Here is a 25,105-nt window from a genome sequence, read left to right on the forward strand (position 1 = left end):
GATGCGCGTTGACGGCCTGGCCGATGTCCGCCGCGCCCTTGGTGCGATTGGTAAAGCCGCTGGCAATGCTGCGCTGACCCGCGTCGGGAAGAAACGGCTTGAGCCCATGCGCGATACGGCGGTCGACCTTGCGCCGGAAGACGAGGGCGACCTGAAGGCGAGCCTGATCATCAGCACCCGGCAGGGCAAGGCTGGCCGGAAGTTCCGCGGCGATAAGGCTTCGACCGAGGTCTATATGGGCCCGAACGAACAGGGCTATCCGCAGGCACTGCCGCAGGAGATGGGCTCCCCCAACAATCCGCCGGCCGGCTACATGCGCGGCGCCTGGGACGAACATAAGGACGCGCTGCTCGAAGGCGTCGGTGAAGACCTTGCCGCCGAATTGATCAGCACGGCGGAACGAGCAGCGCGCCGCAGGCTTCGCCGGCAGGGAGGGTGACCCATGAAGCAAGTCCTTCGTGGCCTGATCCAGGGAATGTCGGACGTCACCGCGATCGTCGGCCCCCGTGTCGACTGGGGCACCCGCCCGCAGGGCGATCCGTATCCCGGCGTCTCGATCCATCTGATCAGCGGCATTCTCGACATCATGCTCGCCAAACCCGGCGCCTGGCGCGACTGCCGCGTCCAGGTCGATAGCTGGGCGACCACTGAAAAGGCCGCGGACGACATAGCCGACCTGATCGAGCGCCCCGCGCCTGACGGCCTCCATGGCCTGCGCGGCGTGATCGGCACCGTCAAACTGCGCATTTTCAGTATCGACCGGTCCAGCGATTACCATTCGACGCCGTCCGGCATCGTCTACCGCACCCGCATCGATCTGAATGTGTGGTGGGTCCGCCTCCCCTAAGTTTTACCACAGGAGAAACGTCATGGCAGCCACGGCTGAAGACACCGACATTGGTTATGGCACCCTCTTCAAAAAGAAGACGGGCCCGAGCACCTATACCGTTCTGGCCGAAGTGGTCGAGTTCAACCCGCCCGAGATGTCGCGAGACGCGGTCGATTTCACGCATATGACCAGCCCCGATATGTGGGCCGAATATAAGCCGGGAATCCGCGACGCGAACGAGTGCTCGCTCGTTTACAACCTGATCCCGGGCGAAGCGGACGACGATCTCGTGGGCGACAGCTTCGCGACCAACGTCGTCGAGGAATGGGAAGTCGAATATCCCAACGGCGCCAAGCTGGCGATCAAGGGTTTCTTCACCGCACATGCGGCCGCGACGCCGTTGCGCGACAAGATGACCGGATCCGCAACCTTCAAAATCTCGGGCAAGCCCGTGATGACGCCGGCGCCCTGATCATGGCAGCGAACAAGATCAAGGGGGAAGTCTCGTTCCCCGCTGTCGCGATCGACGGCTTCGAGAATGGCGGCGTGCTGGTGCTCGACTTCAATGCGCTGTGTCTTCTCGAAGATGCGCTGGGCGTGTCGGTCGATCAGCTCGGCGATGGAGCACTGAAATCGCCGGGCAAGATCCGAACGATCTTCCGGATCGCGCTGTCGCGCCATCACGGCGACATCAGCGCGGAAACGGCCGGCGACATCATCCAGGCGCTTGGCCTCGTCCAGGCCGTCGAGCTGGTGATCAAGGCAATGTCGGCCAGCTTCCCGGAGGCCGCCACGGACGGCACTGCGAACCCTCCGAGGAAGGGAGCGGCTGGGACTGGCAAGACTGCTACCGCTGCTGGATAGAGGCGGGGCAGTCGCCAGAGCATTTCTGGACGACCACGCCCCGTCTTTATGTCGTGACCATGGAGGCGGTCGGCAAAGCTCAGGAAGCCGAGCAGGACCGCATCATCTATCAGGCCTGGTCGACCGCGGCGCTCAGCCGGGCCAAGCGAATGCCGGAGCTGCGCAAGCTGCTGTCCCGCGAGCGCGAAGACCCGCGTAAACGGAAGCACAAGGGATGGAAGGCGCAGGCCGCAGCCTGGGAAGCATTCCTTGGCGGCAAGCCGAAGAAGGGGAAGAAGGGCTAATCGACTGGTGGCCCGGCCGCCACCTGCTCCTTGCAAATCAAGCTCACGAAGACGTCGTCCTCGCCGTCCTCCAGCACCTTGTCTCGCACCACGCGCCCAGCATCGTCGAACGATACGTAATATACTCGCCAGCCGGTGTAGGCGCCCATCCGGTTCTTCGCGTTAAGCCAGCCGCAATAAGTCGTGCGGCTCTTTTCCTGGTTTGGCCACTTCCATCGAATTGACGTGCCGTCATAAAATTTCGTGTCGAAATACTTTTTGATCGCGATCTGTTTGGGCATCGGCAGCGGACCTGGTGTCCGGAAATATCCCGGCGGAAACGGCACTCGCTTCTTGCATTCAGCGCCTCTCGCCAATTGGTCTTTGCCCAGGGGCGTTGAGTCGTCTGGACTTAGGCAGGAGCCCGGCGCGGCAGCCGCCAATAGCAACAATATCCACATGATCCACCTCCGGCGCCGATGAGTATTCGGCGCCCGAGCGCGTGTCCAGTTCGGGGGATTGCCCATGGCATCCAGCATCATCGGCCAGCTCCGAATCATTCTCGGAATTGATGCGGCGGACGTCGGTCGCGGTGCGGCCGATGCGGAGCGTCGGATGACCTTGCTGACCAAGCGCATGGAAAAGATGGGCAAACGGATCAGCGGCATCGGGCTCGGGCTCTCCGCCGCGCTCTCGGTGCCATTCGCGGCACTGGTCCGCGAGGCGATCCCGGCCGCGAAGGAAAGCGCACAGGCGATCGGGCAGGTCGAGGCGGCGCTCAAGAGTATGGGCAGCGCCGCAGGGAGAAATTCGGAGCAGCTTCAGGAGCAGGCCAAGGGCCTGATGCGGTTGTCGACATTCGATGACGACGAGATCCTGCGCAAGGTCACCGCAAATCTGTTGACCTTCGGCAATGTGGCCAAGGAGCAGTTTGATCGCGCGCAGCTCGCCGCGGTGGATCTTTCCACCCGCATGGGCGGCGACCTTCAGGCGGCGACCCTGCTGGTCGGCAAGAGCCTCAACGACCCTGTGAAGGGTATGGCGGCGTTGCGTCGAGTCGGCATCCAACTGACCGAGCAACAGAAATCCCAGATTGAAGGTTTCGTCAAAACCAACCAGCTCGCGAAGGCGCAGGGCATCATCCTGACCGAGCTGGAGCGCCAGTTCGGCGGCTCCGCCAAGGCGATGCGCGATGCGACGCCGGGCATGGACCTTAAGAACGCTTGGGATGATTTCAACGAGACCGTCGGCGGAATCGTGCTGAAGGTGCTGCCGCCGCTGACCGCGATGCTCGCGACTGTGCTCGACAGGTTCAACGAGTTGTCGCCCGGCGCACAGCAATTCGCGGTGGCCGGCGCCGCTATCGCCGCCGCCATTGGCCCCGTCGTCACCGTGCTTGGTGGTCTGGTGTCACTGGCCGCGGGCCTGGTGCCCGTGTTCGCGCCGCTGATCGCCCTGATCGGTGAGGCGGGGCTTGTTGCCGCGCTTGGCGCCGCTGCGACGGCGGCAGCGCCGTTCATCGCCGCAGGCGCCGCGATCGCCGCCGTCTGGCTCGCATTCGGCGATCGTATCGGGCCGGTGCTTACGGAGATCGGCAGCAAATTCCAGGAGGTGCTTGGGCCCAAAATCTTGTCGCTGATCCAGACGATCAGCGGTGTCCTAACAGAACTTTGGAATGGCCCGCTCGGTGAATTGGCGCGCGGTGTGATCGCGACGCTGGGCGACCTGCTCGCCGGACTTCTGAAGGTTTTCGGAGAGGTCGCGCTTCGCGCCATTTCGGGCTTCGTCGAGCTGCTGAAGGCCAGCTTTGATACCATTGGCAATGCGTTGAAGATCGTCACGAGCCTGCTGAATGGCGACTTCGCGGGCGCATGGGAAGCGACGAAGAAGCTGGTATCGGACGCTGCGCAAGGCTGGCTCCGCATATTCGAGGCGATACTGCCGGGGATAACCGGCATGGTCGGCCGCCTCTACGCCGCCATCAAATACTGGCTCCTGGACAAGCTTGGTCAGGTCTGGGATTGGGTCGAGCGCAAGGTGCGCGGCGTCGGCGAGGCCTTCGCCTGGCTCTACGACGTCGTCGTCGGCCATAGCTACATCCCCGACATGGTCGACGAGATCGGCCAGCATATGGCGCGGCTCGACAAGGAGATGGTCGAGCCGACGAAGAAGGCGACAACTAAAGCCGAACAGGCATTTCAGTCGTTGCGTGACAAAGTGCGCGGCCTGATGGGCGAGCTCTATCCAGAGCTGAAGCTGTTCAATGAATTTAAGGCCGACATGGCAGACATGCCGAAGGTCCTCGCAAAAGATGGATTCACCGAAGAGCAAATCGCGGACGCGCTACGGCGGCGCACGCGTAAGTATGCGGATGAACGCTGGGGCAAAGACGACCTCGACTTCCCCGATTCCGATGTCCTCGACCGCGACCCGCCACCACTCCTGCCAAAGACGATCCCGGACGAAACCGCCGCCAATCTGCGTCAGACCTTTCGCGACACCTTCAGCGACGGCCTGCGCGCTGCGCTGAACGGCGACTTCAAAGGTTTCTTCAAATCGTGGCTGACCGACACCGCGGCGCGGGGCCTTGAGGCCGCCATGAACAAGCTCGCCGATGGTCTGGCGGACCTTTTCAGTCGCATCTTCGGGGCCGCCGGGCAAAGCGGTGGGAGCGGCGGTGATATATTCAGTTCGATCGGCAAGGCGCTGGGCACTGTTTTTGGATCCGGCACGTTCGGCGGCGGGCCTAATCCGGACGGCTCGACGAGCCTGACCAGCAAATCGAGCGCGAACTTTCCCAAGTTCGCGAACGGCGGCAGCTTCGAAATCGGCGGGCGTCCCGGCATCGATCGCAACCTCGTCCAGTTCTGGGGTTCGAAGGACGAGGTCGTCGACATCCGCAAGAAGGGCGCGGATCGCGGCCCAGGTGGTGACGTGTTCCGTTTCGACCTGCGCGGCGCGGTCATGACGCAGGACCTGCTCAACCAGATGAACGCGATCGGCGCAGGCTCTGCTCAGGCTGGCACCGTCGGTGGCGCGGGGATGGTTGCCTATAAGCGCAGCCGGAGCTTGGTCCGTTGATCCAGCTTCCCGCAATCCCCTCACCAAATGACGCGTCCGCCCGCCTCATCGATTTCGGTGGCGTGTTGCGGCCGGGTCTCGGTGGGAAGCTGCTACGTCTCAATCGGCAGGGCAACCGCTTTGCGATCGACGTCACCTATCCGCCGATCCCGGCCGATGACGGCAAGGTCTTTGTCTCACGGCTGATCCGCGGCAAGCGCGAGGGGATCCGCATCCCCATGCCCCTGCTCGGCGTCGACCAGGGAGCGCCCGGATCGCCCGTCGTCAACGGGGCGGGACAGGCAGGACTGACCCTCAACGTCCGAAACGCTACGCCCGGCTATGAGGCGCTTGAGGGCTATTGGGTGTCGATCGTCTCGGCGACCGGCCAGCACTATCTGCACAATATCAGCGCCGCGTCGACCGCGAGCGGCGGCGGGCTGATCGCGCTGTCGATCGAGCCGATGCTCCGCGTCCGCTTCGCCGACGGGTGCGCGGTCCATCTGGTCGCACCGATGATCGAGGGCATGGTCGTCGGCGACGAAGCCGAATGGCGGCTGGCCGTCAACCACATGAACAGCATCGCATTCACGATCGAGGAGGCGGAATAGATGGACCGCGTTCTCCTGGTCGGGCTGGTCAAGATCGAGCTGCCCGGTAAGACGCTGCGCCTGTGCGACGGCGGCTTCCTGAATGTGGGCGCCGAGCAATATTCCAGTTCCGACGCGGATTTCGGCACGATCGAAAAGGTCGAATCGCTGGAGGAAGGCGTCGGCGACGAGGTGCCGGCGGGCCGCTTGACCTTCCTGCCCAAGACCACGGCAGCCGCGGCGGACCTGTCGGCCCCCGGCATGCAAGGCAGCCGCATGCGGTTCTGGATCGCAGAGGTCAACGAAGCGACCGGAGCAGTGATCGGCACGCCTGACCTTCAGGCCGACATGCAGGCCGATCAGACCACCCTTCGCACCGGTCGAGGTACGCGCCGCCTCGACATGAATTTCGTGTCCCGGCTCGAACGCCTGTTCGCGATCAACGAGGGCAATTCGCTTAGCCCGCGATTTCACAAGACCGTCTGGCCCGGCGAGCTGGGCGAGGACAACGCCACCGGGCTCAGCGTTTCGGTCGCCTGGGGCGTCGAGGCGGCTCCGCGCGGATCCAGCATGACCGGTTTCGTTCCCGCCTGGGGCGGCACCAAGCTTCAAGAGTTGATCAATGGGTACTGACCTGGCCGCCCGCACGACAGCGACCAATCGAACGATCAAGAAATTTCGCACCCGGCCCTTCGACTGGAAGGCGCAAGCAACGTGCATCCACCTTGCCCGGACCCAGCTCCGCAACCTGGGACATCGGCCGCCGCGCATCCCGGATTTCCAGTCGCCCACTGGCGCGCGGCGCGCTCTGAAACAGACCGGTTTCGCTGACATGACCGCGTTGCTGGATTCGATGCTCGAGCGGATCGCACCTGCGCGCATGATCGTCGGCGACCTGGCGCTCCTGGAGGGCAATGACGGGTTCGATAGCATCGTCATTTTCGCGGGCGGCAAGGTGCTGGGCTGGCACCCGGACGATTTGAGCGGGCTTCGCCCGATGACACCATTCGAAATCAAGGCCGCATGGCGGACATGAGGGGGCGCGAATGAGTTCCGTATTTCGCGCCGTCGCCGCTGTCGCCGGCGTCGTCGCCATGATCCCCGGCCCGTGGCAGCCGATCGCGGCGGCCGTGGCGGTCACCGCCTCGATCGGCGCGCAGCTCACTGCGAAGAAGCCCGCGGCTCGCGGATCAGCGAGCGGCATCCTTGTTATGGCCGATGCGCCATCGCCGTACCTGATGGGGCGCACCTATTCGGGCGGCGTGATGCGCCACGACGTCGGCTATGGCGGCACCGTCAACAGCGTGCCCAATCCGTATCGCGGCCTCGTGATGACCTATTCGGTCGCGGGCCCGGTGAACGGCCTGGTGGGGAAATATGCCGATTTCGCGGCCCTGCCGATGTCCGGCACCGCTGGCACGGGCTATTGGGCTGGTTTCCTTTACGCCGCGCACCAGCTTGGCGCGACGCCCGAAGCGGCGGCGCTCGCACCGAACTGGGCCGGCATGCCAAATTGGACGGCGGCGCATAAGCTGTCGGGCAAAGCGGCCATCCTGTGGAACCTGAAATTCGACAAGAAGGGCAAGGTCTTCGCGGGCGGCGTTCCGCAGCTCGGCGCGATTTGGGAGGGGGTTCGCGCCTATGACCCTCGCGCGGACAGCACCTATCCGGGCGGCTCCGGCACGCAACGCATCAACAATGAGGCGACCTGGACCTATACCGAGAATCCGGCGCTGCACGCCCTCACCTATGTCTATGGCCGGTATCAGAACAGCAAGAAGGTTTTCGGCATCGGCCAATCGGTCGACGGCATCGAGGTCGCGCATTTCGTCGAGCTGGCGAATGTCTGCGATGCGAACGGCTGGAAGGTCGGCGGCACCATCTACGAGCCGGGCGACCGTTGGCAGAACCTGAAGGATATTCTCGCGGCCGGCGGCGCGGAGCCTGTGTTCACGGGCGGGAAGATTGGCCTCCGCATAAACGCGCCCCGGATCGCCCTCGACACGATCACGGCCGAAGACCTGTCGGACGAGGACATCAGCGTCACCGCCATGCAGACGTGGCGGGCTCGCATCAACGGTATCGTGCCGAAATACCGCAGCGAGGCGCACAAGTGGGAATATGTCCCCTCTGCCCTCGTCACGGTTCCCACCTATGTGACCGAGGACGGCGAGGAGAAGAACGAGGAGCGCCAGTGGAATCTGGTGCAGGACAAGGACCAGGTCGCGCAGCTCGCCGCCTATGACCTGGTCAATGCGCGCGAGCTGGGCCCGATCGATATTGTCTGCAAGCCGCGGCTGCGCGGATTTGGCGCGGGCGACATGCTCATTGTCGATTTGCCCGATGCAGGCTTGATGGAGCAGCCTTGCATCATCCTGCGAAAGTCGGTCGACCCGGCGACGCTGAAGGTGACGCTGTCGCTGATCGGCGAGACCGAGGCCAAGCACGATTATGCGCTCGGCAGGACTGGTACACCGCCGCCCACGCCCACCCTGACCGCACCGCAGGAGATCGATGACGCAGCGGTTCTCAGCCGAAATGACTATAACTCTCGCGGCGCATGGGCCGCCGGCACCGCCTATCTCGTCGACGATCTATTCACCTATGGCGGATCGACCTATGTTGTCACCACGGCGCACACATCGTCCGCCGGATCCCCGCCGCCCAATGCCAATGTGGCCGTGTTCGCCGCCGCCGGCGTCAACACCTCCACGGTGGTTCTGTATCGCCGCAGCGATAGCGCGACGCCTCCGGCCGTCCCCGCGACGACCCTGACCTATACGTTTCTCACGGGCGCGCTCACCGGCACGCTATCGGGGTGGTCGCTTAGCGATCCTGGCATCGGCAGCGGTTCGAACCGCTGGGAAATCCGCGCCTATCCCGCATCCACCGCACCGACGGCTTCGATCCTGACCGGTGCCTGGTCGGCTCCGGCGCTGACCCAGGCTGAGACCCTGTCAAATTCGGCTTTGACTGTGAGCGCTACCGGCGTTCCTGCCGCGGCGGACGGCACCGTTTCACCAGCCAATCTCGCCGCGCTCGGCTCGCAATTCATGGTCAAGCGCGACGAGGCCGACATTACCAATGACGCGGCCGTTGCGTTCACCGTCGTGAGCGAGCCTGACGGTGACATATCGATCAACACCGCGACGAATGTTCCTGTTTCGGGAAAGCCCAAGGGCTGGATCACCGTCCATTCGCTGACTGCGGACATTGCGACCTTCGTCGTCCGGGCGACGATCGGCGGCGCCGGCGGCAAGCAGATCGACAAGACTTATCGCGTCACCAAGGATAGGGGGATCCCGGGTGAGCCGGGGATCAGCACGTCGCTGGTGACCCTGTACAAGCGGACAGCAACCAACGTCGCGCCGGCAGTGCCGGACAACAACATCACGTTCACATTCGCCGACAACAGCCTGTCGGGCAGCCTGGACGGCTGGAGCCAGACCGAGCCCGCGGTGACAGTCGGATCCTATCTCTGGGAAACCTTCGCCTGGGCGGCGGGCACGGCGACGACATTCGTCATCACGCCTTCGCTGTGGCTCGCGACACCGAACCTCTTGCGCAACGACGACTATCGCACAGAGTCAAACGCTCTTGGCTTCACTGTGCCCGCCGAGGCGGACGGCACCGTCGACCCCGGCTACCTGACGTCGCTGGAGGGGCAACTCTATTTCCGTACCTCCAGTGCGATCTTGGTGGGGCCGAGCAACGATACTGCCGGCGTCACCCTGGCGGTGGTCTCGGCTGGTGGGGGCACGGCGACGGTCAACACGGCGACGAACACGCCGACGACGGGCAAGCCCAAGGGGTATTTCAAGATTACCGGGCTCGCGGCAGGGCTGGGGCAAACCTCTGTCGTCTTCAAAGCGACCTATGGCGGCGTCGATTATCCGACGGTGCCGATCGTCGTCAGCAAGGCGCTTGCCGGGCAGGAGGCCTATGGCCTCAAGCTGACCCAGACCCGCGACCGCCTGACCCGCAACGCCTGGGGGCGGCTCGATCCCACGACGCAGACTTTCGTCTTTGTCCCCGAGCGTGAGAATTTCACGGCTGGCACGGTGACATGGGAGGTTCGCAACGCCGACAATGTGATCGTGGGCACAGCGCCGACCTATGGCACGGTGGTCAGCGGCAATTTCCAAATGACCGAAGCTCAGGTGATCGCGGCGGCGGGCACGACGCGCGGCGTCATCGTGTTCATCTATGACACGGGCGGCGGCGGCAAATATGCCTCGGCAAGCGTGTGGACCGATGGCGTCGGCGGGAGCAGTTGGAACGACTGGCCCGATCCCCAGCTCAACACGTTGGATAGTCTTTTCACTGGCGGCGCACTGGCTGCACCCTTCAGCATTCAGACCAATGGCGCGGCGCTCGGCTATAAATATGCCAACTTCGTGCGGATCGTGTCGACCACGACGCCGTCCAGCGAGTTCTTCGCCGAAGTGTTCGAAAAGCTACCGGTGCGTGGGCAGGGTGAAGCCTTCTATTGGGGCTATACCGGCGGCAAGGGTGTGGGATCCGGCGCGATCGGCGGAGGCATCTACCTGATCTTCCGCGACGTGGACGGCAACCAGGTCGGTACGACACAGAAGCTGTTCAACACGACGGCAATGACCCCCACGGGCGACTGGCCAACGGTCAATGGCACGCCCGTCCTCGCGCCTGCAGATGCCGCCTATGTCGAGGGCGGATATTACCGCAACGCGCATGGCGCGATCACGTCGAGCCAGTATCAGATTGTGAACGCATATCTTTCGCGATCTGCGCCGAATGCGAACAATACCGAAGCGACCGTGCCGCTCCTGAAAGGCGTCAACGAGATCCAGACGGTCAATGTTTCGTACACCGGCGTCGTCAAATCATATCCAAAGACCCTGCGAATGTATCGCTACCAAGGGTTGGTCGACGTGTCGGAGTCGACGACCTGGTCGTTGATCAACGTCACGACGGGTATCACGGCTTCGATCAGCAATACCGCAGGCTCGCGCGGTGTGATCACCATTACCGGTGTGATGGAACAGGGCACTTTCACGGTTGTATCGTCCAGGGACAACGTGAACGTCGTCCAGAAGGTATCGCTTGTCTATGTCTACGACCTGATCCCGCAGGACGGAAAGCCGTACGTTTTCGATGCGCCAACAACCGTCGACATCACGTCGACCAGTTGGACGCCCGTTATCGGCCCGCTGACCCTCGTGCCAACGATTCCGTCGATCCTTTTCTTCTTCCAGATGTTCGTTCGGATAAACAACAATGTCGGCGATCTCGCCGTGCAGGCCGAAATCGAAACGTCGCCGGGGGTTTGGTCGCCGACGGGCGTGCAATTCCTGACGCATACGCTCACCTATAACGGCGACGAACCCGTCGTCGGGACGCTGGGCGGATCCTTGAACTATAACGGCCCCAGCCCGGCCGGCTCCATCGTTGCCGGCAACCCCTACAATATCCGCTTCACCGCCCGCCTGAACCTGTTCGGCGGCACCACCACATCGATGACGATAACCGGCAGCCAATGCTGGGCGAAGGGTTGAACATGACTGACGATGGCATCCGTTCCTTTGTGGCGCCCGATCCCACACATTTCGTCCTCATGTCGGACGGATCGGTTGCGCTGCGCCACGAAAGCCAGCTTGGCGACGGCGAAGTAGGGCATCCGTTGCCGGCGAACTGGCAACAGCTTGGCGCCAATGCCTGGGATCTCGATCCGGTCTCGATGACAATGGTGGAGGCCGTTGAGCGGGAGCGCGCGACGCGCTGGGCGGCGGTCAAGCGCGTACGCGAGGCGATGTTGCTTGAGCCCGTCGAAGTCGAGGGGATCGGCTTTGTTGATACCAAAGGGGACAGTCGGGCGGTCGTGAGCGCGCTCGCGAACAAGGCCGACGAACTCTATCCCATCGAGTTCAAGCTTGCGAATAACGTCGTGCGGCCTTGCACAATGCTGGAAATGCAATCGATCGACAAGGCGCTGGAATTGTCGCGCCAGGCCATCCGCGCGGCGGCTGAGGCAATTCGCGGCGAACTTTATGACCCCGCGAACGACACCGTCGAGCTGATCCGGGCGGTCGGGGTCGACCTGACGGAGCGACTGACATGACGACGGCGCGGCAATCTTGGAGTTTGGGGCACATGCTAAACGGGTGGGCAGAGGCGTTTGTCGCCAAATATGGGGCTATCGCCCTTGGCCTGCTGTTCGGCACGAGCGCGAAATATGCGCTCGCCCTGGGCGAGGGTCGACGGGTGACAACCCGCATGGTTGTCATAGACGCGCTGTTGATCGGAATGATTGCGCTGCTGGCATCCGAGGCCGTGGCGCGACTGGGTGCCAGCGGACACACGGCGGCGACGGTGGCAGCCATCTTCGCCGTCTCCTCTGACCGTTTGATCCGCCTGGTCCGAACCCGCTTCCTCCAGCGCGTCGACGCCGAGCTTCGCGCGCAAACCAATTCGATCAAGGCGACCGTCCGCGAAGAAATCCAGGTCGAGCGCTCGGGCGCCTCGATCCTCGACGACACCATCACCGGCCGCGCCCCGACTGAATACACGGCGCTGCGTCCGCACCCCCAGCCCGATCCGGAGGATCCACAATGACCATCGAATCCATGATCGACAACACGATCGGCAAGGAGGGTGATTTCAGCAACCATCCTTCCGATCGCGGCGGGCCTACCCGGTGGGGCATCACCGAGCGCGTCGCGCGCAAGCACGGCTATGCCGGCGACATGCGCAACCTGTCGCGGGAAAAGGCGATCGCGATCTATCGGCAGGAATATGCGATCGATCCGGGTTTCGCCGCGGTGGCGGCGATCAGCCCGCGCATTGGCGAGGAGCTGTTCGACACGGGTGTGAACATGGGCCCCGGGGTGCCGGCGCTATGGTTTCAGGAATGGCTCAACGCCTTCAACGGACAAGGTCGCCTCTATCCCGACATCAAGGAGGACGGCGACATCGGCCCGGGCACGCTCAATGCCTTCCGGGCTTACCTGAAGGCGCGCGGCGCCGAAGCGGAGCGCGTGATGCTCACGGCCCTGAATTGCTCCCAGGGCGAGCGGTACAAGGTGCTGGCGCGCGGCCGGGCGGCGAACGAGGACTTCGTCTACGGTTGGATCCGGACGAGGGTGGCATGAACATCGGAGACCATGAGGGCGACCGCAAGCTGCTCGGCGCCATTGCAGGCGGCTCGCTGGTTATCATCGCAGTCATTGCCATTGGCGTGATTGCAAAGACACCGTCTGAAGCCGCGATCGGCCTGCTCGGCGTCATCGTCGGCGGACTGCTCGTCAACGGCAAGGACACCATCGGCGCGATCAAGGAGCGCTGGCTCGGCCAACAGGTGCAGCGGATGAGCGATCAGATGAGCATGACGCCGCCAATCACCACCGAGCAGGCCGCCACGGGCAAGTCTGACGATCCCGTACACACGGTCGACGAGACGAAATAATCCGCGCCGGGCGGCACCCCGGCCTATCGAAATGGAGATCATCATGAAGCGCTTGATTGTCGCGCTGATCCCGCTTGCCCTCGCGGCGTGCGGGCCGAACAGCGCGCTTAACGGGTCCGTCGGCGGGGCCGCCCCCGCTCCGCTGGCGGGCACTGCCGCAGACGAGAAGATCGGTATCGGCCTGCTCGAGGGATACGACACCTTCCTTTCGTTCGTCGATGCGCTCGACGCGGCCGGCGGCCTGCCGCCGACCAGCGCCAAGGCTCAGCGCCTGGCCGACCTGATCGACAAGACGACGGCCTATCTCCGCACCGCCGCCGCCGCGCGCCGGCTGGGCAATGCCGCGACATATGCCGAAGCCTACGCTGCCGCACAGGCGACGTTCGCTCAGGCCAAATCCGTCCTGGGAGAATGAACATGGCTGACATTTCCGACATCATCGCGGACGTGCTTGCCGTCGCCGAGAAGGTGGCGCCGCTGATCCATCCCGCAGCACCCCTCGCGATCGAGGCGGGCAAGAGCCTCATTGCGCTGATCGAGAAGGCGGCCGAGCTCGCCGACGAAACCGATCAGGCGAAGCTCGCCGCCCAGCTCGCCGAACTGGAGGCGCGGGTCTTCCCGCACGCCGACCAGACCGCCGCCAACCTTCGCCGCTGATCAGGAGAAACGACCATGGCATCCGCAATCTTCAATTCGATGATGTTCCACGAGGCGAAGGGAAACATCGATTTCGACACCGACACATTCTACGCAATGCTCGTCGATGCCACTTACACGCCGGACGTCGACGCACACGACTATCGCGATGACGTGACGGGCGAGATCGTCGGCACCGGCTATACGGCTGGCGGCGCGGCGACCGCATGCACCGTCACCCAGGACAATGCCAACAATCGCGTTTCGATCGCGTTCGCACCTGTCGCCTGGGCCGCCTCGACGATCACCGCCGCGCGCGGCGCCGTAATCTATAAGCACCGTGGCGGCGCGGCCTCTGCCGACGAGCTGGTCGCCTATGCGGACTTCGGGGGGAACAGGTCGAGCACGGCGGGGACCTTCACCGCCACCTTCACCACGCCGATCTACAAGACTGCGGTCTAAGGGGCGCGGCCATGGTCACCTGGACCACGCTGGGGAACGGCGACAAGCGTGCGTTCTTGACGTCGACGGACGCATCCCCTCTCGATGTGCCCGCGGATTGGAACAACGCCGCGAACCTGGTTGAGTGCATTGGGGCGGGGACAGGTGGCGTAACCTTCGGCCCCGGTGGTCGCGGCGGCGCATATTCGCGGAAGGCGAATGTCGCCCTGACACCCAGCGGCACCGCGGCCTTTCAGTTAGTCAGCAACGCGGGGATAGGCGGCGGCACGGGGGCAGACACTTGGTTTGTCAGCTCCGGCACGGTGATGGCCAAGGCGCCAACGAACACAGCGCAGGCACTCGCAACCGATTGTGTTGGTGATCTTGCCTATGACGGCGGTGATCGCAGCGGTACGGCAAAAGGGGGCGCCGGCGCGGCCGGGCCGGGTGGACCTGGCGCCAGCCCCAGCGGCGGCAATGGCGGCGCGGCCGGTGGAGGGCTGGGAGGCGCTGGCGGTGCAGGGGCGGTGTCCGCTGTCTCCGCCGCCCAGGCCGGTGCGCCTGGCGCTGAGTGGGGTACGCACGGATCTGGGGGAGGCGGCGGCGGCGGCTCTGGCACGAACGCACTGAGCCGCAATGGTGCACCGGGTGGCCAGTATGGAGGCGGTGGCGGTGGCGGTGCTGGCAGCCTCCAAGGCGGCGCTCCGGGCGGAGCTGGCGGCGGTGGACTGATCGTCATCACCTATACGCCGTACAGCAGCCCGGACGTCGATGCCGACGCTTCGTTGCCTGGTCAGACCGTTACACCTCCGACGGCCACCGCGACGGCGGACGTGGGCGCATCGACCGCGTTGCCGGGCCTGATGATCTCCCCGCCAGCGGCAGTTGTGACGGTCGACGTGTCCGCCGGTGCTGCGCTGCCTTCTCTGACGATCTCCGCAATATCGGCGGTCGCGATCGGTGATGGCAATGTCTCCGCCGCGCTGCCGGGTTTCACCATTTCCGCGCCGGTTGCGACCGTCACCGTTGATGTGGGGGCGGCGGGTACGCTGCCCGGCTTCACGATCTCCGCGCCCACCGCGCGCGGCGGCGAAACCGTCGTTGCAGAAACGCCGCCGGGCCGTCTCGCCGTCCTGACGGTCAACCGTTTTGCCGGGCGCACGGCCGGGCTGACCGACAACTCGGCCGCCGCGCGGATGGCGGAGCTGCCCGAGAGCCGCGCGAGCGGCCGCACCGCAAATCTGTAGGAGGCATTGTGACGATACCAGCACTTGCGGTCACCATCGCGGATCCGATGGACCCGTCTGAAATTCTCGATTGGGGCATCCCGTTCGACCCTGTCCTTGAGGATGGCGAGGGGATCGACGATGCCGACTGGACGCTCGCACTCGGCGCCGAGGCAGTCGCGCTTGGCCTGGAGATCATCGAGGGCGATCCTGACTGGCCCGACCCCATGATCGTCGACGACGAGAATAACGAACCGACGATCATCAAATTTTGGGCGCGCGTCGATCCCTCCTTTCTGGGCAATTCGGCCTTTCAATCCCCCGTGCCGCTGCCGATCGAGGCGACGATCTGGACGACCTCAAGCCCGCGCCGTCGCCGGCAGCGCACCATTCTGATCAAAGTCGTGGAGCAGTAAGCATGAGCAGGGTGGACAATGGCCGGCGCGTGCCGGTGAAATTCGGCACCTATGAGGGCGAGGCTGGCGTTGCGGTCGGGCGGCGCGGGCTTGAGGTGGCTTTCTTCGACCTGCGGCGGTCGACCAAGGTGGGGGCGATCGGCACGATCGACGGTATCGAGCACACTGTCATTGCGATCGAGCCCGGTACGGTGCGGGGAATGATCAAGCTGACCGTGGAGCCGGTCCAGTGAAGCTCGCGGTCGACCTGTCGCTCTTATCGCGGCGCCCTTCGGGCCCGTCCTATGATTCGGCAGCCGCCGCGCTGTTCGCGCGGTTCACCAGCCAGCCCAATACGATCCGCAAGGGGCAGATCAACGCGCTGATTGTCGCACTGAAGGCGGCTGGCGTGTGGTCGAAGCTGGATGCGCTTTACATCCACGCGGCGCACGACGCCCAGGCCGCGCGGCGCAATTGGGTGGCGGACGCGTACAACGAGTCTCCCGCCAATTCGCCGACCTTCACGACGGACAGGGGCTACACCGGCGACGGCGCCTCGTCATATCTGTCGACCGGCTTCAGCCCGAACACCTCGCCCAGTCCGAAATATACGCAAATCAATTGCCATATGGGCGTCTGGATCGGGACGAATGTCCCCGTGACGACGCAATGGGATTGCGGACACTCGCGCGCCCTTCTCGTCGGACTCGCCAGCACATCGGCAGCAGCTATCCGATCGAACCAGACGTCTGGCGTGTCGTTCCCTCTGCCAGCCAACACGTCCGTGGGGTGGCTTTGCCAATCGCGCAACAATCCCACGAACTTCAATGCGAAGAAGGACAGCGCGACCCCGACGACGCTCGCGCAGAATGCTTCCGGGCTTGCGATCGGCGGCGACTTCTTCTGTCTCGCAATCGCGAACATCTCGAACCTGCCGAGCAATTGGAGCACCCGCCGGGTTCAGGCCTTCCACTTCGGGGCGTATCTGACCGATGCGGAAATGGCCGCCTTCTACGCCGCTCTCAACACCTACATGACCGCCATAGGAGCCGTTTGACATGGGTACGCAGAATTATTTCATCATGGATGCCGCGGATCGGGTGACGGCAATGGGACTGGATGACGACGAGGAAGCGAGCGTGATGCCGCTGCCGGTCAATACCGCGAATCCGGGTGTCGGCATCAACCTGAACGACAGCGCCACGGGCTTCGATCCGGGCGATCCCGTCGCCCTGTCGAGCATGTATGTGGCGCCGGTGCGGATCGTGAATGATCCCGCCTATATCACTTATGCGCCGGGGTTGGTCACGTTCCTCAACGGCCTGCCCTTCGCGTTGCTGGAGAACGAAACGATCTTCATGCCGCCCGAGGAAATCTAGCGGGCGGTCACGGCTCCGCGTCAAATGCAAATGCAGCCGCGTCCCATGGGTCTTCGCCGTGCGATCGAAGTCGCTCCAAAACGGCCATTGCCTCCGCTTGATCCCGGATCATCAGGGTTTCCTCGTCATGCAGCGTCCCATCGCCGCGCGGAGCCCTGAAACGCACGTTCAGCACTGGTTCGCCATAGGCGATGCGGTTCCATTCGGCTTCGATCATCAATGATCCGTGGGGGATGCTCACGCCCCGATGCCCGCCAACTTCGCGCGCGCGGCGTCTGCGAGAAATCCGCTGCGGTTCTTGGCGACGCGATCGATGCGGGCGAGAAGCCCCTCCTCCAGCGAAATCTGGACGCGCAGCGCGCGGCCGGGCATCTCAGCTCGAACAAGGATCCGCGCCACCTCGTCGACCTCGGGGTCACGCTCAATCACCAGCAGGGACGACGGTTCGGGAATATCGTCGCCGTGCTCGGCCGACACCTCAAGATGACCTTGAAGGGCCTCCTCGGCGTTGCGGACGATTTCGTCGTCGGTGGCGCCTGCCGACGTAAGGCCGGGTAGATCGGGAAAGAAGACGCTGAAGCCAGCGCCTGCACGCTCGACGATCGCGGGATAGAATACGGTAGCCATGTTGCTCGCCCTCCTGGCGCTGAACTGGTTGTATCGGATGCCCCTTACCGAAGGGGCACCCCACTCTGCTTTTCGATGCTCTTGATCGTTCCGATCGACATCTCTGTTTTAGGGTGCGGGACGGTGACGGTGCCGGGCCGGGTGTCGTGGCGAAAGTGCTTGTGGCTTCCGCGCTGGCGAACTTCGTACCAGCCCTGCGCCTCAATCTTCCTGATCACTTCCCGGCTCGTCATCGTCTCGTCTCCCTCTGTGTGTATTCTATACACAACGACGACACAAGCCGCAAGCGGTTTCTACACAACATATACACAATCATGGGATTTTCCCATAATTCGATTCACTCGTCGGATCCCCTGCTTTTCTGCCGTTATCGGTATTCCGATTTCGAAGAATTGGCGGAAATGCGTGAGGTCGATTCACTAGTCGGATCGGGTCGGATCCAAAACGGACGAAATTATTCCAGGATCATTCCTGTGGCGCTCCGGGCTTCGGCTCGGGGCGCTATTTTTTTTGCTTCGCGTCGCTCGATCTCGGTGAAGACGTCGGCATAGAATGCGCCGTTCCGAACGCGGCTCCCGCCGCCCGCCTTTATCGCCGCGTCCTCGGCTTCACGCTGAGTGCGGAGCCAGCGGCCTTTCCGGATCGGCGTGACGTAGCGATATTCCCAGATCTCATTCACAGTCCGGACAGCTCAGTCGCGTTCGTGCTGATACTCGGGCGGAAGGCAGTCGAACGCCAGCATGTCGCGATACTCGGGTACGACCAGCGCCGCCTGGTGCGCGACGTCGTGCGGGATGTCGTGGAAGGCGACGATGTGCCAAAGGTCGATCATGAACTGCAGCTTGCGGCCGCGTTCGTCCATGTCGCGCCAGCCGCTGAAGCATGCGCCGACGCTCGACTGATAAGCCGCACTCTTCTGTGTCCGATCCGGATGGCGAATGATCTTCGCCGTCCGGTCTGCGCGATCCCAGCAAAGCATCGCGTCGTAGAGAGGGATGTCGGTCATGCCGGCGCAGCCTCATTCGATTTGGCCTCACGGACTTCCTGAAGCCACAAATCATAGGTCGGCCAGGATGCGAGCTGCGGCGAAGTCACAGAGCCGTCGGCGTGTAGGATGGTCTTATCCTCGCCGTCCCCTTCGTTCACGCCTTCCGCCGTGACCGGGTAGACGAAGCCGTCATAGCTCAGCGCCCACGCGATAACCGGATCTCGCTGGACGCCGATTCCTTCGTCGGTGCTGTACGGATGCAAAAGGAAGGTTCCGACGGCCGCCGGGGTCATGTGCTGGACGGTATTCCGCAGTGCCGCGTCCCATTCGGTTGCCTTGACCGTTGTGGTGCTGCCGTCGGACAGCGTTAGCTGCACGTTCTTCTCACCCGCGCCGCCGCCTCGGTGGGTGGACACGACGTGGCCGACCATTGCCGACAGCCGCGAAAGTTGATTGATGATCATGGGATCTCCTTCGAGTCGTTATTGACTATAGCGCGGGCAATTTGGGTCCGCACTGGGTCCGCAAATTGCCCGATGTTCCATGCCTGTTCCGCCAAAAGTGACGAGGTTTAGGGACAAAATGGCGGAAAACCCCACCGACCAGTGCAATCGCACTGCAGAGGTCAGGGGTTCGATTCCCCTCAGCTCCACCACCCCCCTTTCCAAAGCGCATCGCCGAGCCTAGCTCGGGGGCATGACCGACCAACAACCGACCCCGGCAGCAACGCTGATCGTCTTCCGCGATCGCGATGCCGCACCACCCGAGTTGCTGATCGTCAAGCGTGCGAGCGCGATGCGCTTCGCCGCCGGTGCGCTGGTCTTTCCCGGCGGGCGGGTCGATCCCGAAGACATATTGCTGGCTGGGGACGCCGCCGATCCTGAAGACGCCGCGGCGCGCATCGCCGCGATCCGCGAGACTCTCGAGGAAAGCGGGATCGCGATCGGATTCGATCCGGCGCCCGATCCCGACGCCGTCGCGGCCTTGCGCCAGTCGATGGTCGAGGGCGTGTCGTTCGGCGATGCGCTGGCACGCGGCGGCTGGCGGCTCGATCTCGACATGCTCGTCCCCTGGGCACGCTGGTGCCCCAATTTCCGCGAGACGCGCGCCTTCGACACGCGTTTCTATATCGCACGCCTGCCCGCAAACGCGCCCGAGCCGACCGTCGATGCCAGCGAGAACACGCATGTCTTCTGGGCCCATGCCGATGCAGTGCTCGATCTCGCCCGGCATGGCGAAGCACGCATCATTTTCCCCACCTGGCGCAATCTGGAGCGGCTTGCCCAATGCCCGGATTTCGACGCCGCCGTGGCCCATAGCGCGGATTTTCCGGTCCGGCTGATCCGTCCCTGGGTGGACCAGCGGGAAGGCGGCCCCTATCTGATGATCCCGGACGATCTCGGCTATCCAGTCACCGAACAGCCGCTGGGCGAGGTATGGCGAGGCTGATGCGCAAGAAGCGCAGGTCCCGCCGGTCGATGCGCAAAACCCGCCGCCTGGTCCAGACGCTGATCCTCGCCGCCATCGCCATCGCACTCGTTTTTGGCCTTTACGCCTTTTCGCGCGCGCGACCGCAGGATGTGCCCTGGACCGCGCTCGACCTGGGGCAGCCGGTCGGACTGTTCACCGGCCGCAAGATCGCGGCGCTGACCGAAGAACCGGCCTTGTGCCGCGCGCTGCTCGACCGCGCCGGCGCCCGTTACGACGCGATTCCGCCCTTTGGCGCGGACCAATGCCTGGTCGAGGATGGGCTGAAGCTGGCCGGCGGAGCGCGGCGGATCACCTTGCTGCCCGAAAACCCGCGCATGGCCTGTCCGGTCGCGGCAGGACTGGCGATGTGGGAATGGAATATCGTCCAGCCTGCAGCACGGCGCATCTTCGGACAGCGCGTCGACGCGATCGACCATCTTGGCACCTGGAATTGCCGGCATATCGCGGGCAGCAAGAGCTGGAGCCAGCACTCCACCGCCGACGCGATCGATATCGCCGGCTTCCGGCTGGCGGACGGCACGGTGATCAATGTGCTGCGCGACTGGAAGGGCGACAAGAAGAAAGCCGAGTTTCTACGCACGGTCCGCGACGGCGCCTGTGAACTGTTCTCCACCGTATTGTCGCCCGACTATAACGCCGCGCACGCCGACCATCTGCATATCGACCAGGCGCATCGCGGCGCCATGAGCCGCCGTCCCTGTCGTTGAACTCAGAAGATCCCGCCGCCCAGCATCAGGCGGATCACGCCGATACCGATCACGACAAGATTGAGGTTGCGTCCGGCGGTGCTGCGCGAAAGCACGCCGATACCGGCACCGATCACCGCGACCGGGATGATGAACCAGTTGGCCCAGCCGAGCAGGGGAATGAAGGCGAACACGGCCAGGACCAGCGCGATCGCGCCGATAACGAGCGAAACGATATTGAGCATCAGGCGGGAACTCCCGGTTCAGGGCGCGGCAGGAACCAGCGCGCGATGACGAGTCCGCCGACGACGAGCATCGCGGTGTCGCCGACGAAGAGATAGATGAAGTGCGGCCAGTCGTGGTGATACCAGATCGGCTCACCAAGATGCGCCAGCACGCCACCGGCGACGGAGAAAAGGATCACCAGTTTCGCGCGCGTGCCCGATTTCGGGTCGCGCGCGGCGACGGTCAGCAGCGCGAATCCCAGCAGCAATGCCACGATCAGTTCATGAACGAAGCCCGAAATCAGCACGCCCGGATCGGCAACGCCGAAACCGCCCGAATTATAATGGACCGTCGCGATCGGCCCCTTGCCGTACATGACCGCCCCTTCGGCCGTCGCGGCGGAGGGGATGGTGTAGGTGCCCGTGCTCCGCAGATTGGCGGCAAGCGCCTGCTGGACCGCCGCCTGTTGCGGGACGTCCGCCGAGCCGTAAGCGAGATAGGACAAGGGCGTCGCGAAGAAGATGAAGCCGGTGACGAACATCGCGATCGCCGCCGCAAACGAGCCAATCAGCATCCTGGGCATATCGGCCTCCCCTATCGATCGGGCGAGACTAGGATGCCGCGCCATGATTGACCAGAGCACTGCGCGAATGGGGAACGGTCCATCCGCAACGAGCATGCTCGTTCCAGTTCAACCGATCAGGCGTGCAGGACGTTCCCTCAGCGGGTCAGCGAGCGGACGAAACCGATCAGCCCGGTCTGGCGGCTGCGCTTCAGCCGCTCGGCTTCGAGGATCGTCTTCACCGACTCGAAGCAGCTCTGCGCATCGTCGTTGACGAGCACATAATCATAGCCGTCCCAGTGCGCGATCTCCGCCGCCGCGCGCGACATGCGCGCCTCGATCACCTCGGCGCTGTCGGTCGCGCGGCCGCGCAGGCGCCGTTCGAGTTCGTCGAGCGAGGGCGGGAAGATGAAGACGCGGACGACGTCGCCGCCGGCGATCTGGTGAAGCTGCTGCGCGCCCTGCCAGTCGATGTCGAACAGCACGTCGCGGCCCTTGGCCAGCATCTCCTCGACCGGTGCGTGCGGCGTGCCGTAGCGATGGCCGAAGACATGCGCCCATTCGAGGAATTCATGGTTCGCCACCATATCCTTGAACTTCGCGACATCGACGAAGTGATAGTCGACGCCATCCTTTTCCCCCGGCCGCATCGGGCGCGTGGTCGCGGAGACAGACATGGCAAGGCTCGGATCGGCCTTCAGCAGCTTGCGCGCGATGGTCGACTTGCCTGCGCCCGAGGGCGAGGAGAGCACGAAGAGTACGCCCCGCCGCTTGAAGCCATGCGGGTCTGACTGGATGGGATCGATCATGCCCGCTAGTGACGTGGGGAGCGCGCCGCGTCAATAATGCGTGCGTGAATGCGTGCGGGGCCAGGGGGATGCCGAATGCCGATATTCGTTGGGCTGATGCGCGCGATCAACGTCGGCAAGCGCCAGATGCCGATGAAAGAGCTGCGCGCGCTGGCCGAGACACTCGGCCATGAAGCGCCCGAGACCTATGTCGCGAGCGGCAATCTGATCTTCGGGGCAAAGGGCGCGGCCGAGGCGGTTGCGACTGAACTCGAAAAGGCGATCGAAGATCGCTTCGGCTTCTTCGCCGACGTGATTCTGCGCGATGCGCGGCACTGGAAAGCCTATCGCGACGCCAATCCGTTCGCCGATGACGCCGCGGCGATCCCCAAGATGGTCCATCTCTGCCTGGCGCGTGCACCGCTGAAATCCGGCCTGGTCGAAGGATTGCGCGAACGGGCGCAGGACGGCGAACGGATCGAACTGGTCGGCGACGGCCTGTGGGTGGATTTCGGCAGCAGCGGCGTGGCCAGATCCAAGCTCACGCCCGCATTGTTCGATAGGCTGGCGGGATCGACGGTGACGGCACGCAACTGGAACACCGTGCAGAAACTGCAGGACATGATCGAGGCCAGATCGAAGAGTTCCGTGGCATGAACGCCCCCTCGATCCGCGACATCGGTGCGCGCCATTGGGCGGCGGTTGCACTCATCCTGGCGATCACCGCCGGCGTGCTGATCTGGGCGGGGCGTTCGCCGATCTGCGCCTGCGGCACCGTCGAACTGTGGCATGGCGCGCTCGATTCGGGGAACAGCCAGCATATCGCCGACTGGTATACGCCCAGCCACATCATCCACGGCTTCCTGTTCTATGGCCTGGGCTGGTTGGTCATGCGCGGCCGCCCGCCCGGCGAACGGCTGATCCTGGCGGTCGCGATCGAGGCGGCATGGGAAATACTCGAAAACTCGCCGATCATCATCAACCGCTATCGCGATGCGACGATGGCGCTCGGCTATTCGGGAGACAGCGTGATCAATTCGGTCGCCGACGTGGCATGGATGGCGCTGGGCTTCGCCTTTGCCCGTCGCGCGCCCGTCGGGGTGACGGTTGCGCTCGCGATCGGCTTCGAACTGCTGACGCTCTGGGTGATCCGCGACAATCTGACGCTCAACGTGCTGATGCTCGCCTGGCCGATCGAGGCGATCAAGACGTGGCAAGGCGCCGGCTGAAACCGCTGGTCTCGATGTCCTAGCATATCGTGGGGAATCCGGTTTAAGTTCGATTCGATGGCTCACGATCACGCGCATTCGCATGGCGGACATTCGCATGATGGGCATTCACATGCCGGCCATTCGCACGGTCATGGCCATGCCCATGCGCCGGCGGATTTCGGGCGCGCCTTCGCGATCGGCATCGCGCTCAATATCCTGTTCGTCGCGGCCGAGGCGATTGCTGGCCTCACCACCGGATCGATGGCGCTGCTTGCGGATGCCGGGCATAATCTGTCCGACGTCATCGGTCTGCTCGTCGCCTGGGGCGGGGCGACGCTCGCCAAGCGGCCGCCGAGCAAGCGCTTCACCTACGGCCTGCGCGGATCGACGATATTGGCGGCGATGATCAACGCGCTGCTGCTGCTGATCGCGATCGGCGCGATCGCACTCGAGGCGGTGCAGCGCTTCGCGCATCCGCAACCCGTGCCCGGCGCGACGGTGATGCTGATCGCGGGGATCGGCATCCTCGTGAACGGCGGCACGGCGATGCTCTTCATGCGCGGACGCGATCACGATCTCAACATCCGCGGCGCCTATCTCCACATGGCCGCCGACGCCGCGGTCTCGGCGGGCGTGGTGATCGCCGGTGCGGTGATCCTTTACACGGGCGCGGCCTGGATCGATCCACTGGTCAGCGTCGCGATCTGCTTCGTCATCTTCTGGGGCACCTGGGGATTGCTGCGCGATTCGGTGACGATGTCGCTTGCCGGCGTCCCCGGCGAGATCGATCGCGACAAGGTGGAGATCGAGCTGCTGATCTCACCTGGCGTCACCAAGGTCCACGATCTCCACATCTGGCCGATGAGCACGACCGAGGTCGCGTTGACCGCGCATATCGTGATCCCGCGCGGTCATCCCGGCGACGATTTCCTCGAGGAAGTGCGCCACCGGCTCAAACATAAATTCGGCATCGACCATGTCACCATCCAGGTCGAAACCGGCCAGCACGGCAAATGCGACGAGGCGCACTGCCGCTGACGATCCATATCGTCGGCGGCCGTTATCGCTGCCCGTCCTGCCCGGGCGTGTCCGGCGACACCGTATCCGGCTGCTTCGCGGCGCGGCGCCGATCGAACGCCTTCTTGGCGACATAGGCGCCGCCGAGCGCGAGCCCCAAAGGCCCCAGCCGGCGAAGCCCGCCCATCGCGATCGCGCCGATCGCCGCGCCCTTCAATCCCGAACTGCCATTCCGCCTGTCGATCTCGCGCCCCACCAGCGCGCCGATGATTTTACCGATCATGCCTGTCTCCTTACCCTGGACAATGCGACGAGCGACCGCAGAGTTCCTTCGCTTTCGTTACACCTATGGCTTTGCGCGCACCGTACGGCTAGACAGTGCCGGC

General features: G+C 64.0%; 38 protein-coding genes. 28 read left to right on the forward strand and 10 right to left on the reverse strand.

Translation table 11 applies throughout. The features are described from left to right. Position 1 precedes the first annotated feature (1 nt). From AC3WN8_RS03150 to AC3WN8_RS03170, 5 genes are read left to right on the forward strand one after another with little or no spacing between them, the layout of a single operon-like run. Positions 2–439: a hypothetical protein gene (locus tag AC3WN8_RS03150; protein WP_492667921.1), complete on the forward strand. Its 438-nt coding sequence runs from the start codon at positions 2–4 to the stop codon at positions 437–439. Positions 440–442: 3 nt separating this feature from the next. After that, the gene (gene gp17 / locus AC3WN8_RS03155) at positions 443–847 is read left to right on the forward strand and encodes a tail completion protein gp17 (protein ID WP_492667922.1); all 405 of its coding nucleotides are present in this window, start codon (positions 443–445) and stop codon (positions 845–847) included. 22 nt (positions 848–869) lie between these two features. Continuing rightward, positions 870–1,301 (forward strand): phage tail tube protein, encoded by a 432-nt coding sequence (locus tag AC3WN8_RS03160; protein WP_492667923.1) that lies wholly within the window; start codon positions 870–872, stop codon positions 1,299–1,301. A gap of 2 nt (positions 1,302–1,303) precedes the next feature. After that, entirely contained in the window at positions 1,304–1,693 is a 390-nt protein-coding gene (locus AC3WN8_RS03165) for a hypothetical protein (protein WP_492667924.1), read from the forward strand. Positions 1,694–1,752: 59 nt separating this feature from the next. Next, positions 1,753–1,977 carry a hypothetical protein gene (locus tag AC3WN8_RS03170; RefSeq protein ID WP_492667925.1) on the forward strand — a complete coding sequence of 75 codons (225 nt, stop codon included), beginning with the start codon at positions 1,753–1,755 and terminating at the stop codon, positions 1,975–1,977. On the opposite strand, the gene AC3WN8_RS03175 is transcribed toward AC3WN8_RS03170, so the two are convergent. Then, the gene (locus AC3WN8_RS03175) at positions 1,974–2,417 is read right to left on the reverse strand and encodes a hypothetical protein (RefSeq protein ID WP_492667926.1); all 444 of its coding nucleotides are present in this window, start codon (positions 2,415–2,417) and stop codon (positions 1,974–1,976) included. The two genes, AC3WN8_RS03170 and AC3WN8_RS03175, sit on opposite strands and share 4 nt — an antisense overlap. A 64-nt stretch (positions 2,418–2,481) precedes the next feature. Between AC3WN8_RS03175 and AC3WN8_RS03180 the strand changes: the two genes are divergently transcribed. The 18 genes from AC3WN8_RS03180 (at position 2,482) to AC3WN8_RS03265 (ending at position 17,124) form a co-directional block, all read left to right on the forward strand. Beyond that, positions 2,482–5,037 (forward strand): phage tail length tape measure family protein, encoded by a 2,556-nt coding sequence (locus tag AC3WN8_RS03180; RefSeq protein WP_492667927.1) that lies wholly within the window; start codon positions 2,482–2,484, stop codon positions 5,035–5,037. Beyond that, positions 5,034–5,627, forward strand: a complete 594-nt coding sequence (locus AC3WN8_RS03185) for a hypothetical protein (protein WP_492667928.1) — start codon at positions 5,034–5,036, stop codon at positions 5,625–5,627. The genes AC3WN8_RS03180 and AC3WN8_RS03185 overlap by 4 nt, the downstream gene beginning before the upstream one ends. Further along, complete coding sequence (locus AC3WN8_RS03190) at positions 5,628–6,239, forward strand: hypothetical protein (RefSeq protein WP_492667929.1); 612 nt, start codon at positions 5,628–5,630, stop codon at positions 6,237–6,239. After that, positions 6,229–6,642, forward strand: a complete 414-nt coding sequence (locus tag AC3WN8_RS03195; RefSeq protein ID WP_492667930.1) for a DUF6950 family protein — start codon at positions 6,229–6,231, stop codon at positions 6,640–6,642. The genes AC3WN8_RS03190 and AC3WN8_RS03195 overlap by 11 nt, the downstream gene beginning before the upstream one ends. 10 nt (positions 6,643–6,652) lie before the next feature. Then, the gene (locus tag AC3WN8_RS03200) at positions 6,653–11,140 is read left to right on the forward strand and encodes a carbohydrate-binding protein (protein ID WP_492667931.1); all 4,488 of its coding nucleotides are present in this window, start codon (positions 6,653–6,655) and stop codon (positions 11,138–11,140) included. Beyond that, the gene (locus AC3WN8_RS03205; RefSeq protein WP_492667932.1) at positions 11,122–11,703 is read left to right on the forward strand and encodes a DUF4376 domain-containing protein; all 582 of its coding nucleotides are present in this window, start codon (positions 11,122–11,124) and stop codon (positions 11,701–11,703) included. Before AC3WN8_RS03200 ends, AC3WN8_RS03205 begins: the two co-directional genes overlap by 19 nt. After that, positions 11,700–12,197: a hypothetical protein gene (locus AC3WN8_RS03210; protein ID WP_492667933.1), complete on the forward strand. Its 498-nt coding sequence runs from the start codon at positions 11,700–11,702 to the stop codon at positions 12,195–12,197. The genes AC3WN8_RS03205 and AC3WN8_RS03210 overlap by 4 nt, the downstream gene beginning before the upstream one ends. Then, complete coding sequence (locus AC3WN8_RS03215) at positions 12,194–12,733, forward strand: glycoside hydrolase family 108 protein (protein WP_492667934.1); 540 nt, start codon at positions 12,194–12,196, stop codon at positions 12,731–12,733. Before AC3WN8_RS03210 ends, AC3WN8_RS03215 begins: the two co-directional genes overlap by 4 nt. After that, positions 12,730–13,047, forward strand: coding sequence for a hypothetical protein (locus tag AC3WN8_RS03220; protein WP_492667935.1), 318 nt, complete (start codon positions 12,730–12,732; stop codon positions 13,045–13,047). The genes AC3WN8_RS03215 and AC3WN8_RS03220 overlap by 4 nt, the downstream gene beginning before the upstream one ends. 43 nt (positions 13,048–13,090) lie before the next feature. Next, a complete protein-coding gene (locus AC3WN8_RS03225; protein ID WP_492667936.1) occupies positions 13,091–13,462 on the forward strand; it encodes a hypothetical protein in 372 nt (123 codons plus the stop codon). A 2-nt stretch (positions 13,463–13,464) separates the two neighbouring features. Continuing rightward, positions 13,465–13,704 carry a hypothetical protein gene (locus tag AC3WN8_RS03230; RefSeq protein ID WP_492667937.1) on the forward strand — a complete coding sequence of 80 codons (240 nt, stop codon included), beginning with the start codon at positions 13,465–13,467 and terminating at the stop codon, positions 13,702–13,704. Between the two features lie 15 nt (positions 13,705–13,719). After that, entirely contained in the window at positions 13,720–14,145 is a 426-nt protein-coding gene (locus tag AC3WN8_RS03235; protein ID WP_492667938.1) for a hypothetical protein, read from the forward strand. A 357-nt stretch (positions 14,146–14,502) separates the two neighbouring features. Next, positions 14,503–14,754 carry a hypothetical protein gene (locus AC3WN8_RS03240; RefSeq protein ID WP_492667939.1) on the forward strand — a complete coding sequence of 84 codons (252 nt, stop codon included), beginning with the start codon at positions 14,503–14,505 and terminating at the stop codon, positions 14,752–14,754. Positions 14,755–14,957: 203 nt separating this feature from the next. Continuing rightward, complete coding sequence (locus AC3WN8_RS03245) at positions 14,958–15,371, forward strand: hypothetical protein (RefSeq protein WP_492667940.1); 414 nt, start codon at positions 14,958–14,960, stop codon at positions 15,369–15,371. 8 nt (positions 15,372–15,379) lie between these two features. Next, positions 15,380–15,766, forward strand: coding sequence for a hypothetical protein (locus AC3WN8_RS03250; protein WP_492667941.1), 387 nt, complete (start codon positions 15,380–15,382; stop codon positions 15,764–15,766). Positions 15,767–15,768: 2 nt separating this feature from the next. Continuing rightward, entirely contained in the window at positions 15,769–15,999 is a 231-nt protein-coding gene (locus tag AC3WN8_RS03255) for a hypothetical protein (protein ID WP_492667942.1), read from the forward strand. Then, the gene (locus AC3WN8_RS03260) at positions 15,996–16,802 is read left to right on the forward strand and encodes a hypothetical protein (protein ID WP_492667943.1); all 807 of its coding nucleotides are present in this window, start codon (positions 15,996–15,998) and stop codon (positions 16,800–16,802) included. The genes AC3WN8_RS03255 and AC3WN8_RS03260 overlap by 4 nt, the downstream gene beginning before the upstream one ends. Before the next feature lies 1 nt (position 16,803). Next, positions 16,804–17,124, forward strand: coding sequence for a hypothetical protein (locus AC3WN8_RS03265; RefSeq protein WP_492667944.1), 321 nt, complete (start codon positions 16,804–16,806; stop codon positions 17,122–17,124). 7 nt (positions 17,125–17,131) lie between these two features. On the opposite strand, the gene AC3WN8_RS03270 is transcribed toward AC3WN8_RS03265, so the two are convergent. The 5 genes from AC3WN8_RS03270 to AC3WN8_RS03290 all read right to left on the reverse strand — a co-directional run bounded on the left by AC3WN8_RS03270 (position 17,132) and on the right by AC3WN8_RS03290 (position 19,203). Further along, positions 17,132–17,341, reverse strand: coding sequence for a hypothetical protein (locus AC3WN8_RS03270; RefSeq protein WP_492667945.1), 210 nt, complete (start codon positions 17,339–17,341; stop codon positions 17,132–17,134). Positions 17,342–17,361: 20 nt separating this feature from the next. After that, on the reverse strand, positions 17,362–17,751 hold the full coding sequence (locus AC3WN8_RS03275; RefSeq protein WP_492667946.1) for a type II toxin-antitoxin system HicB family antitoxin: 390 nt from the start codon (positions 17,749–17,751) through the stop codon (positions 17,362–17,364). Between the two features lie 44 nt (positions 17,752–17,795). Next, on the reverse strand, positions 17,796–17,984 hold the full coding sequence (locus AC3WN8_RS03280) for a type II toxin-antitoxin system HicA family toxin (RefSeq protein ID WP_492667947.1): 189 nt from the start codon (positions 17,982–17,984) through the stop codon (positions 17,796–17,798). Between the two features lie 458 nt (positions 17,985–18,442). After that, complete coding sequence (locus AC3WN8_RS03285) at positions 18,443–18,757, reverse strand: hypothetical protein (RefSeq protein ID WP_492667948.1); 315 nt, start codon at positions 18,755–18,757, stop codon at positions 18,443–18,445. After that, a complete protein-coding gene (locus tag AC3WN8_RS03290) occupies positions 18,754–19,203 on the reverse strand; it encodes a hypothetical protein (RefSeq protein ID WP_492667949.1) in 450 nt (149 codons plus the stop codon). The genes AC3WN8_RS03285 and AC3WN8_RS03290 overlap by 4 nt, the downstream gene beginning before the upstream one ends. Positions 19,204–19,435: 232 nt before the next feature. On the opposite strand from AC3WN8_RS03290, the gene AC3WN8_RS03295 reads away from it, so the two are divergent. Then, on the forward strand, positions 19,436–20,188 hold the full coding sequence (locus AC3WN8_RS03295; RefSeq protein WP_492667950.1) for an NUDIX hydrolase: 753 nt from the start codon (positions 19,436–19,438) through the stop codon (positions 20,186–20,188). A gap of 29 nt (positions 20,189–20,217) precedes the next feature. Continuing rightward, entirely contained in the window at positions 20,218–20,937 is a 720-nt protein-coding gene (locus AC3WN8_RS03300) for an extensin-like domain-containing protein (RefSeq protein ID WP_492668020.1), read from the forward strand. Positions 20,938–20,939: 2 nt separating this feature from the next. Here the strand turns inward: AC3WN8_RS03300 and AC3WN8_RS03305 are convergent, their stop codons facing one another. The 3 genes from AC3WN8_RS03305 to gmk all read right to left on the reverse strand — a co-directional run bounded on the left by AC3WN8_RS03305 (position 20,940) and on the right by gmk (position 22,512). Beyond that, positions 20,940–21,161: a hypothetical protein gene (locus AC3WN8_RS03305; protein WP_492667951.1), complete on the reverse strand. Its 222-nt coding sequence runs from the start codon at positions 21,159–21,161 to the stop codon at positions 20,940–20,942. Next, positions 21,161–21,724: a hypothetical protein gene (locus AC3WN8_RS03310; protein WP_492667952.1), complete on the reverse strand. Its 564-nt coding sequence runs from the start codon at positions 21,722–21,724 to the stop codon at positions 21,161–21,163. The genes AC3WN8_RS03305 and AC3WN8_RS03310 overlap by 1 nt, the downstream gene beginning before the upstream one ends. Positions 21,725–21,861: 137 nt before the next feature. Then, positions 21,862–22,512, reverse strand: coding sequence for a guanylate kinase (gene gmk / locus AC3WN8_RS03315; protein ID WP_492667953.1), 651 nt, complete (start codon positions 22,510–22,512; stop codon positions 21,862–21,864). Positions 22,513–22,587: 75 nt separating this feature from the next. Between gmk and AC3WN8_RS03320 the strand changes: the two genes are divergently transcribed. From AC3WN8_RS03320 to AC3WN8_RS03330, 3 genes are read left to right on the forward strand one after another with little or no spacing between them, the layout of a single operon-like run. Further along, complete coding sequence (locus AC3WN8_RS03320) at positions 22,588–23,148, forward strand: DUF1697 domain-containing protein (protein ID WP_492667954.1); 561 nt, start codon at positions 22,588–22,590, stop codon at positions 23,146–23,148. Then, positions 23,145–23,720 (forward strand): DUF2585 domain-containing protein, encoded by a 576-nt coding sequence (locus AC3WN8_RS03325; RefSeq protein ID WP_492667955.1) that lies wholly within the window; start codon positions 23,145–23,147, stop codon positions 23,718–23,720. Before AC3WN8_RS03320 ends, AC3WN8_RS03325 begins: the two co-directional genes overlap by 4 nt. 57 nt (positions 23,721–23,777) lie before the next feature. Continuing rightward, entirely contained in the window at positions 23,778–24,740 is a 963-nt protein-coding gene (locus AC3WN8_RS03330; RefSeq protein ID WP_492667956.1) for a cation diffusion facilitator family transporter, read from the forward strand. A 22-nt stretch (positions 24,741–24,762) separates the two neighbouring features. On the opposite strand, the gene AC3WN8_RS03335 is transcribed toward AC3WN8_RS03330, so the two are convergent. Continuing rightward, the gene (locus AC3WN8_RS03335) at positions 24,763–25,002 is read right to left on the reverse strand and encodes a hypothetical protein (RefSeq protein WP_492667957.1); all 240 of its coding nucleotides are present in this window, start codon (positions 25,000–25,002) and stop codon (positions 24,763–24,765) included. Positions 25,003–25,105 lie beyond the last annotated feature (103 nt).

The sequence above is a fragment of the Sphingobium sp. FW305-3-2-15-F-TSA7 genome, assembly GCF_058787155.1.

Excerpts from the sequence above, each read along its gene's own strand:
- AC3WN8_RS03225 (WP_492667936.1), top strand. The coding sequence starts at position 13,091 with ATGAAGCGCTTGATTGTCGCGCTGATCCCGCTTGCCCTCGCGGCGTGC.
- AC3WN8_RS03180 (WP_492667927.1), top strand. The coding sequence starts at position 2,482 with ATGGCATCCAGCATCATCGGCCAGCTCCGAATCATTCTCGGAATTGAT.
- gp17 (WP_492667922.1), top strand. The coding sequence starts at position 443 with ATGAAGCAAGTCCTTCGTGGCCTGATCCAGGGAATGTCGGACGTCACC.
- AC3WN8_RS03325 (WP_492667955.1), top strand. The coding sequence starts at position 23,145 with ATGAACGCCCCCTCGATCCGCGACATCGGTGCGCGCCATTGGGCGGCG.
- AC3WN8_RS03200 (WP_492667931.1), top strand. The coding sequence starts at position 6,653 with ATGAGTTCCGTATTTCGCGCCGTCGCCGCTGTCGCCGGCGTCGTCGCC.
- AC3WN8_RS03290 (WP_492667949.1), bottom strand. The coding sequence starts at position 19,203 with ATGATCATCAATCAACTTTCGCGGCTGTCGGCAATGGTCGGCCACGTC.
- AC3WN8_RS03320 (WP_492667954.1), top strand. The coding sequence starts at position 22,588 with ATGCCGATATTCGTTGGGCTGATGCGCGCGATCAACGTCGGCAAGCGC.
- AC3WN8_RS03270 (WP_492667945.1), bottom strand. The coding sequence starts at position 17,341 with ATGATCGAAGCCGAATGGAACCGCATCGCCTATGGCGAACCAGTGCTG.
- AC3WN8_RS03285 (WP_492667948.1), bottom strand. The coding sequence starts at position 18,757 with ATGACCGACATCCCTCTCTACGACGCGATGCTTTGCTGGGATCGCGCA.
- AC3WN8_RS03195 (WP_492667930.1), top strand. The coding sequence starts at position 6,229 with ATGGGTACTGACCTGGCCGCCCGCACGACAGCGACCAATCGAACGATC.
- AC3WN8_RS03235 (WP_492667938.1), top strand. The coding sequence starts at position 13,720 with ATGGCATCCGCAATCTTCAATTCGATGATGTTCCACGAGGCGAAGGGA.
- AC3WN8_RS03160 (WP_492667923.1), top strand. The coding sequence starts at position 870 with ATGGCAGCCACGGCTGAAGACACCGACATTGGTTATGGCACCCTCTTC.
- AC3WN8_RS03310 (WP_492667952.1), bottom strand. The coding sequence starts at position 21,724 with ATGCCCAGGATGCTGATTGGCTCGTTTGCGGCGGCGATCGCGATGTTC.
- AC3WN8_RS03305 (WP_492667951.1), bottom strand. The coding sequence starts at position 21,161 with ATGCTCAATATCGTTTCGCTCGTTATCGGCGCGATCGCGCTGGTCCTG.
- AC3WN8_RS03330 (WP_492667956.1), top strand. The coding sequence starts at position 23,778 with ATGGCTCACGATCACGCGCATTCGCATGGCGGACATTCGCATGATGGG.
- AC3WN8_RS03210 (WP_492667933.1), top strand. The coding sequence starts at position 11,700 with ATGACGACGGCGCGGCAATCTTGGAGTTTGGGGCACATGCTAAACGGG.
- AC3WN8_RS03230 (WP_492667937.1), top strand. The coding sequence starts at position 13,465 with ATGGCTGACATTTCCGACATCATCGCGGACGTGCTTGCCGTCGCCGAG.
- AC3WN8_RS03220 (WP_492667935.1), top strand. The coding sequence starts at position 12,730 with ATGAACATCGGAGACCATGAGGGCGACCGCAAGCTGCTCGGCGCCATT.
- AC3WN8_RS03335 (WP_492667957.1), bottom strand. The coding sequence starts at position 25,002 with ATGATCGGTAAAATCATCGGCGCGCTGGTGGGGCGCGAGATCGACAGG.
- AC3WN8_RS03300 (WP_492668020.1), top strand. The coding sequence starts at position 20,218 with ATGCGCAAAACCCGCCGCCTGGTCCAGACGCTGATCCTCGCCGCCATC.
- AC3WN8_RS03255 (WP_492667942.1), top strand. The coding sequence starts at position 15,769 with ATGAGCAGGGTGGACAATGGCCGGCGCGTGCCGGTGAAATTCGGCACC.
- gmk (WP_492667953.1), bottom strand. The coding sequence starts at position 22,512 with ATGATCGATCCCATCCAGTCAGACCCGCATGGCTTCAAGCGGCGGGGC.
- AC3WN8_RS03175 (WP_492667926.1), bottom strand. The coding sequence starts at position 2,417 with ATGTGGATATTGTTGCTATTGGCGGCTGCCGCGCCGGGCTCCTGCCTA.
- AC3WN8_RS03215 (WP_492667934.1), top strand. The coding sequence starts at position 12,194 with ATGACCATCGAATCCATGATCGACAACACGATCGGCAAGGAGGGTGAT.
- AC3WN8_RS03165 (WP_492667924.1), top strand. The coding sequence starts at position 1,304 with ATGGCAGCGAACAAGATCAAGGGGGAAGTCTCGTTCCCCGCTGTCGCG.
- AC3WN8_RS03265 (WP_492667944.1), top strand. The coding sequence starts at position 16,804 with ATGGGTACGCAGAATTATTTCATCATGGATGCCGCGGATCGGGTGACG.
- AC3WN8_RS03295 (WP_492667950.1), top strand. The coding sequence starts at position 19,436 with ATGACCGACCAACAACCGACCCCGGCAGCAACGCTGATCGTCTTCCGC.
- AC3WN8_RS03275 (WP_492667946.1), bottom strand. The coding sequence starts at position 17,751 with ATGGCTACCGTATTCTATCCCGCGATCGTCGAGCGTGCAGGCGCTGGC.
- AC3WN8_RS03190 (WP_492667929.1), top strand. The coding sequence starts at position 5,628 with ATGGACCGCGTTCTCCTGGTCGGGCTGGTCAAGATCGAGCTGCCCGGT.
- AC3WN8_RS03280 (WP_492667947.1), bottom strand. The coding sequence starts at position 17,984 with ATGACGAGCCGGGAAGTGATCAGGAAGATTGAGGCGCAGGGCTGGTAC.
- AC3WN8_RS03205 (WP_492667932.1), top strand. The coding sequence starts at position 11,122 with ATGCTGGGCGAAGGGTTGAACATGACTGACGATGGCATCCGTTCCTTT.
- AC3WN8_RS03170 (WP_492667925.1), top strand. The coding sequence starts at position 1,753 with ATGGAGGCGGTCGGCAAAGCTCAGGAAGCCGAGCAGGACCGCATCATC.
- AC3WN8_RS03150 (WP_492667921.1), top strand. The coding sequence starts at position 2 with ATGCGCGTTGACGGCCTGGCCGATGTCCGCCGCGCCCTTGGTGCGATT.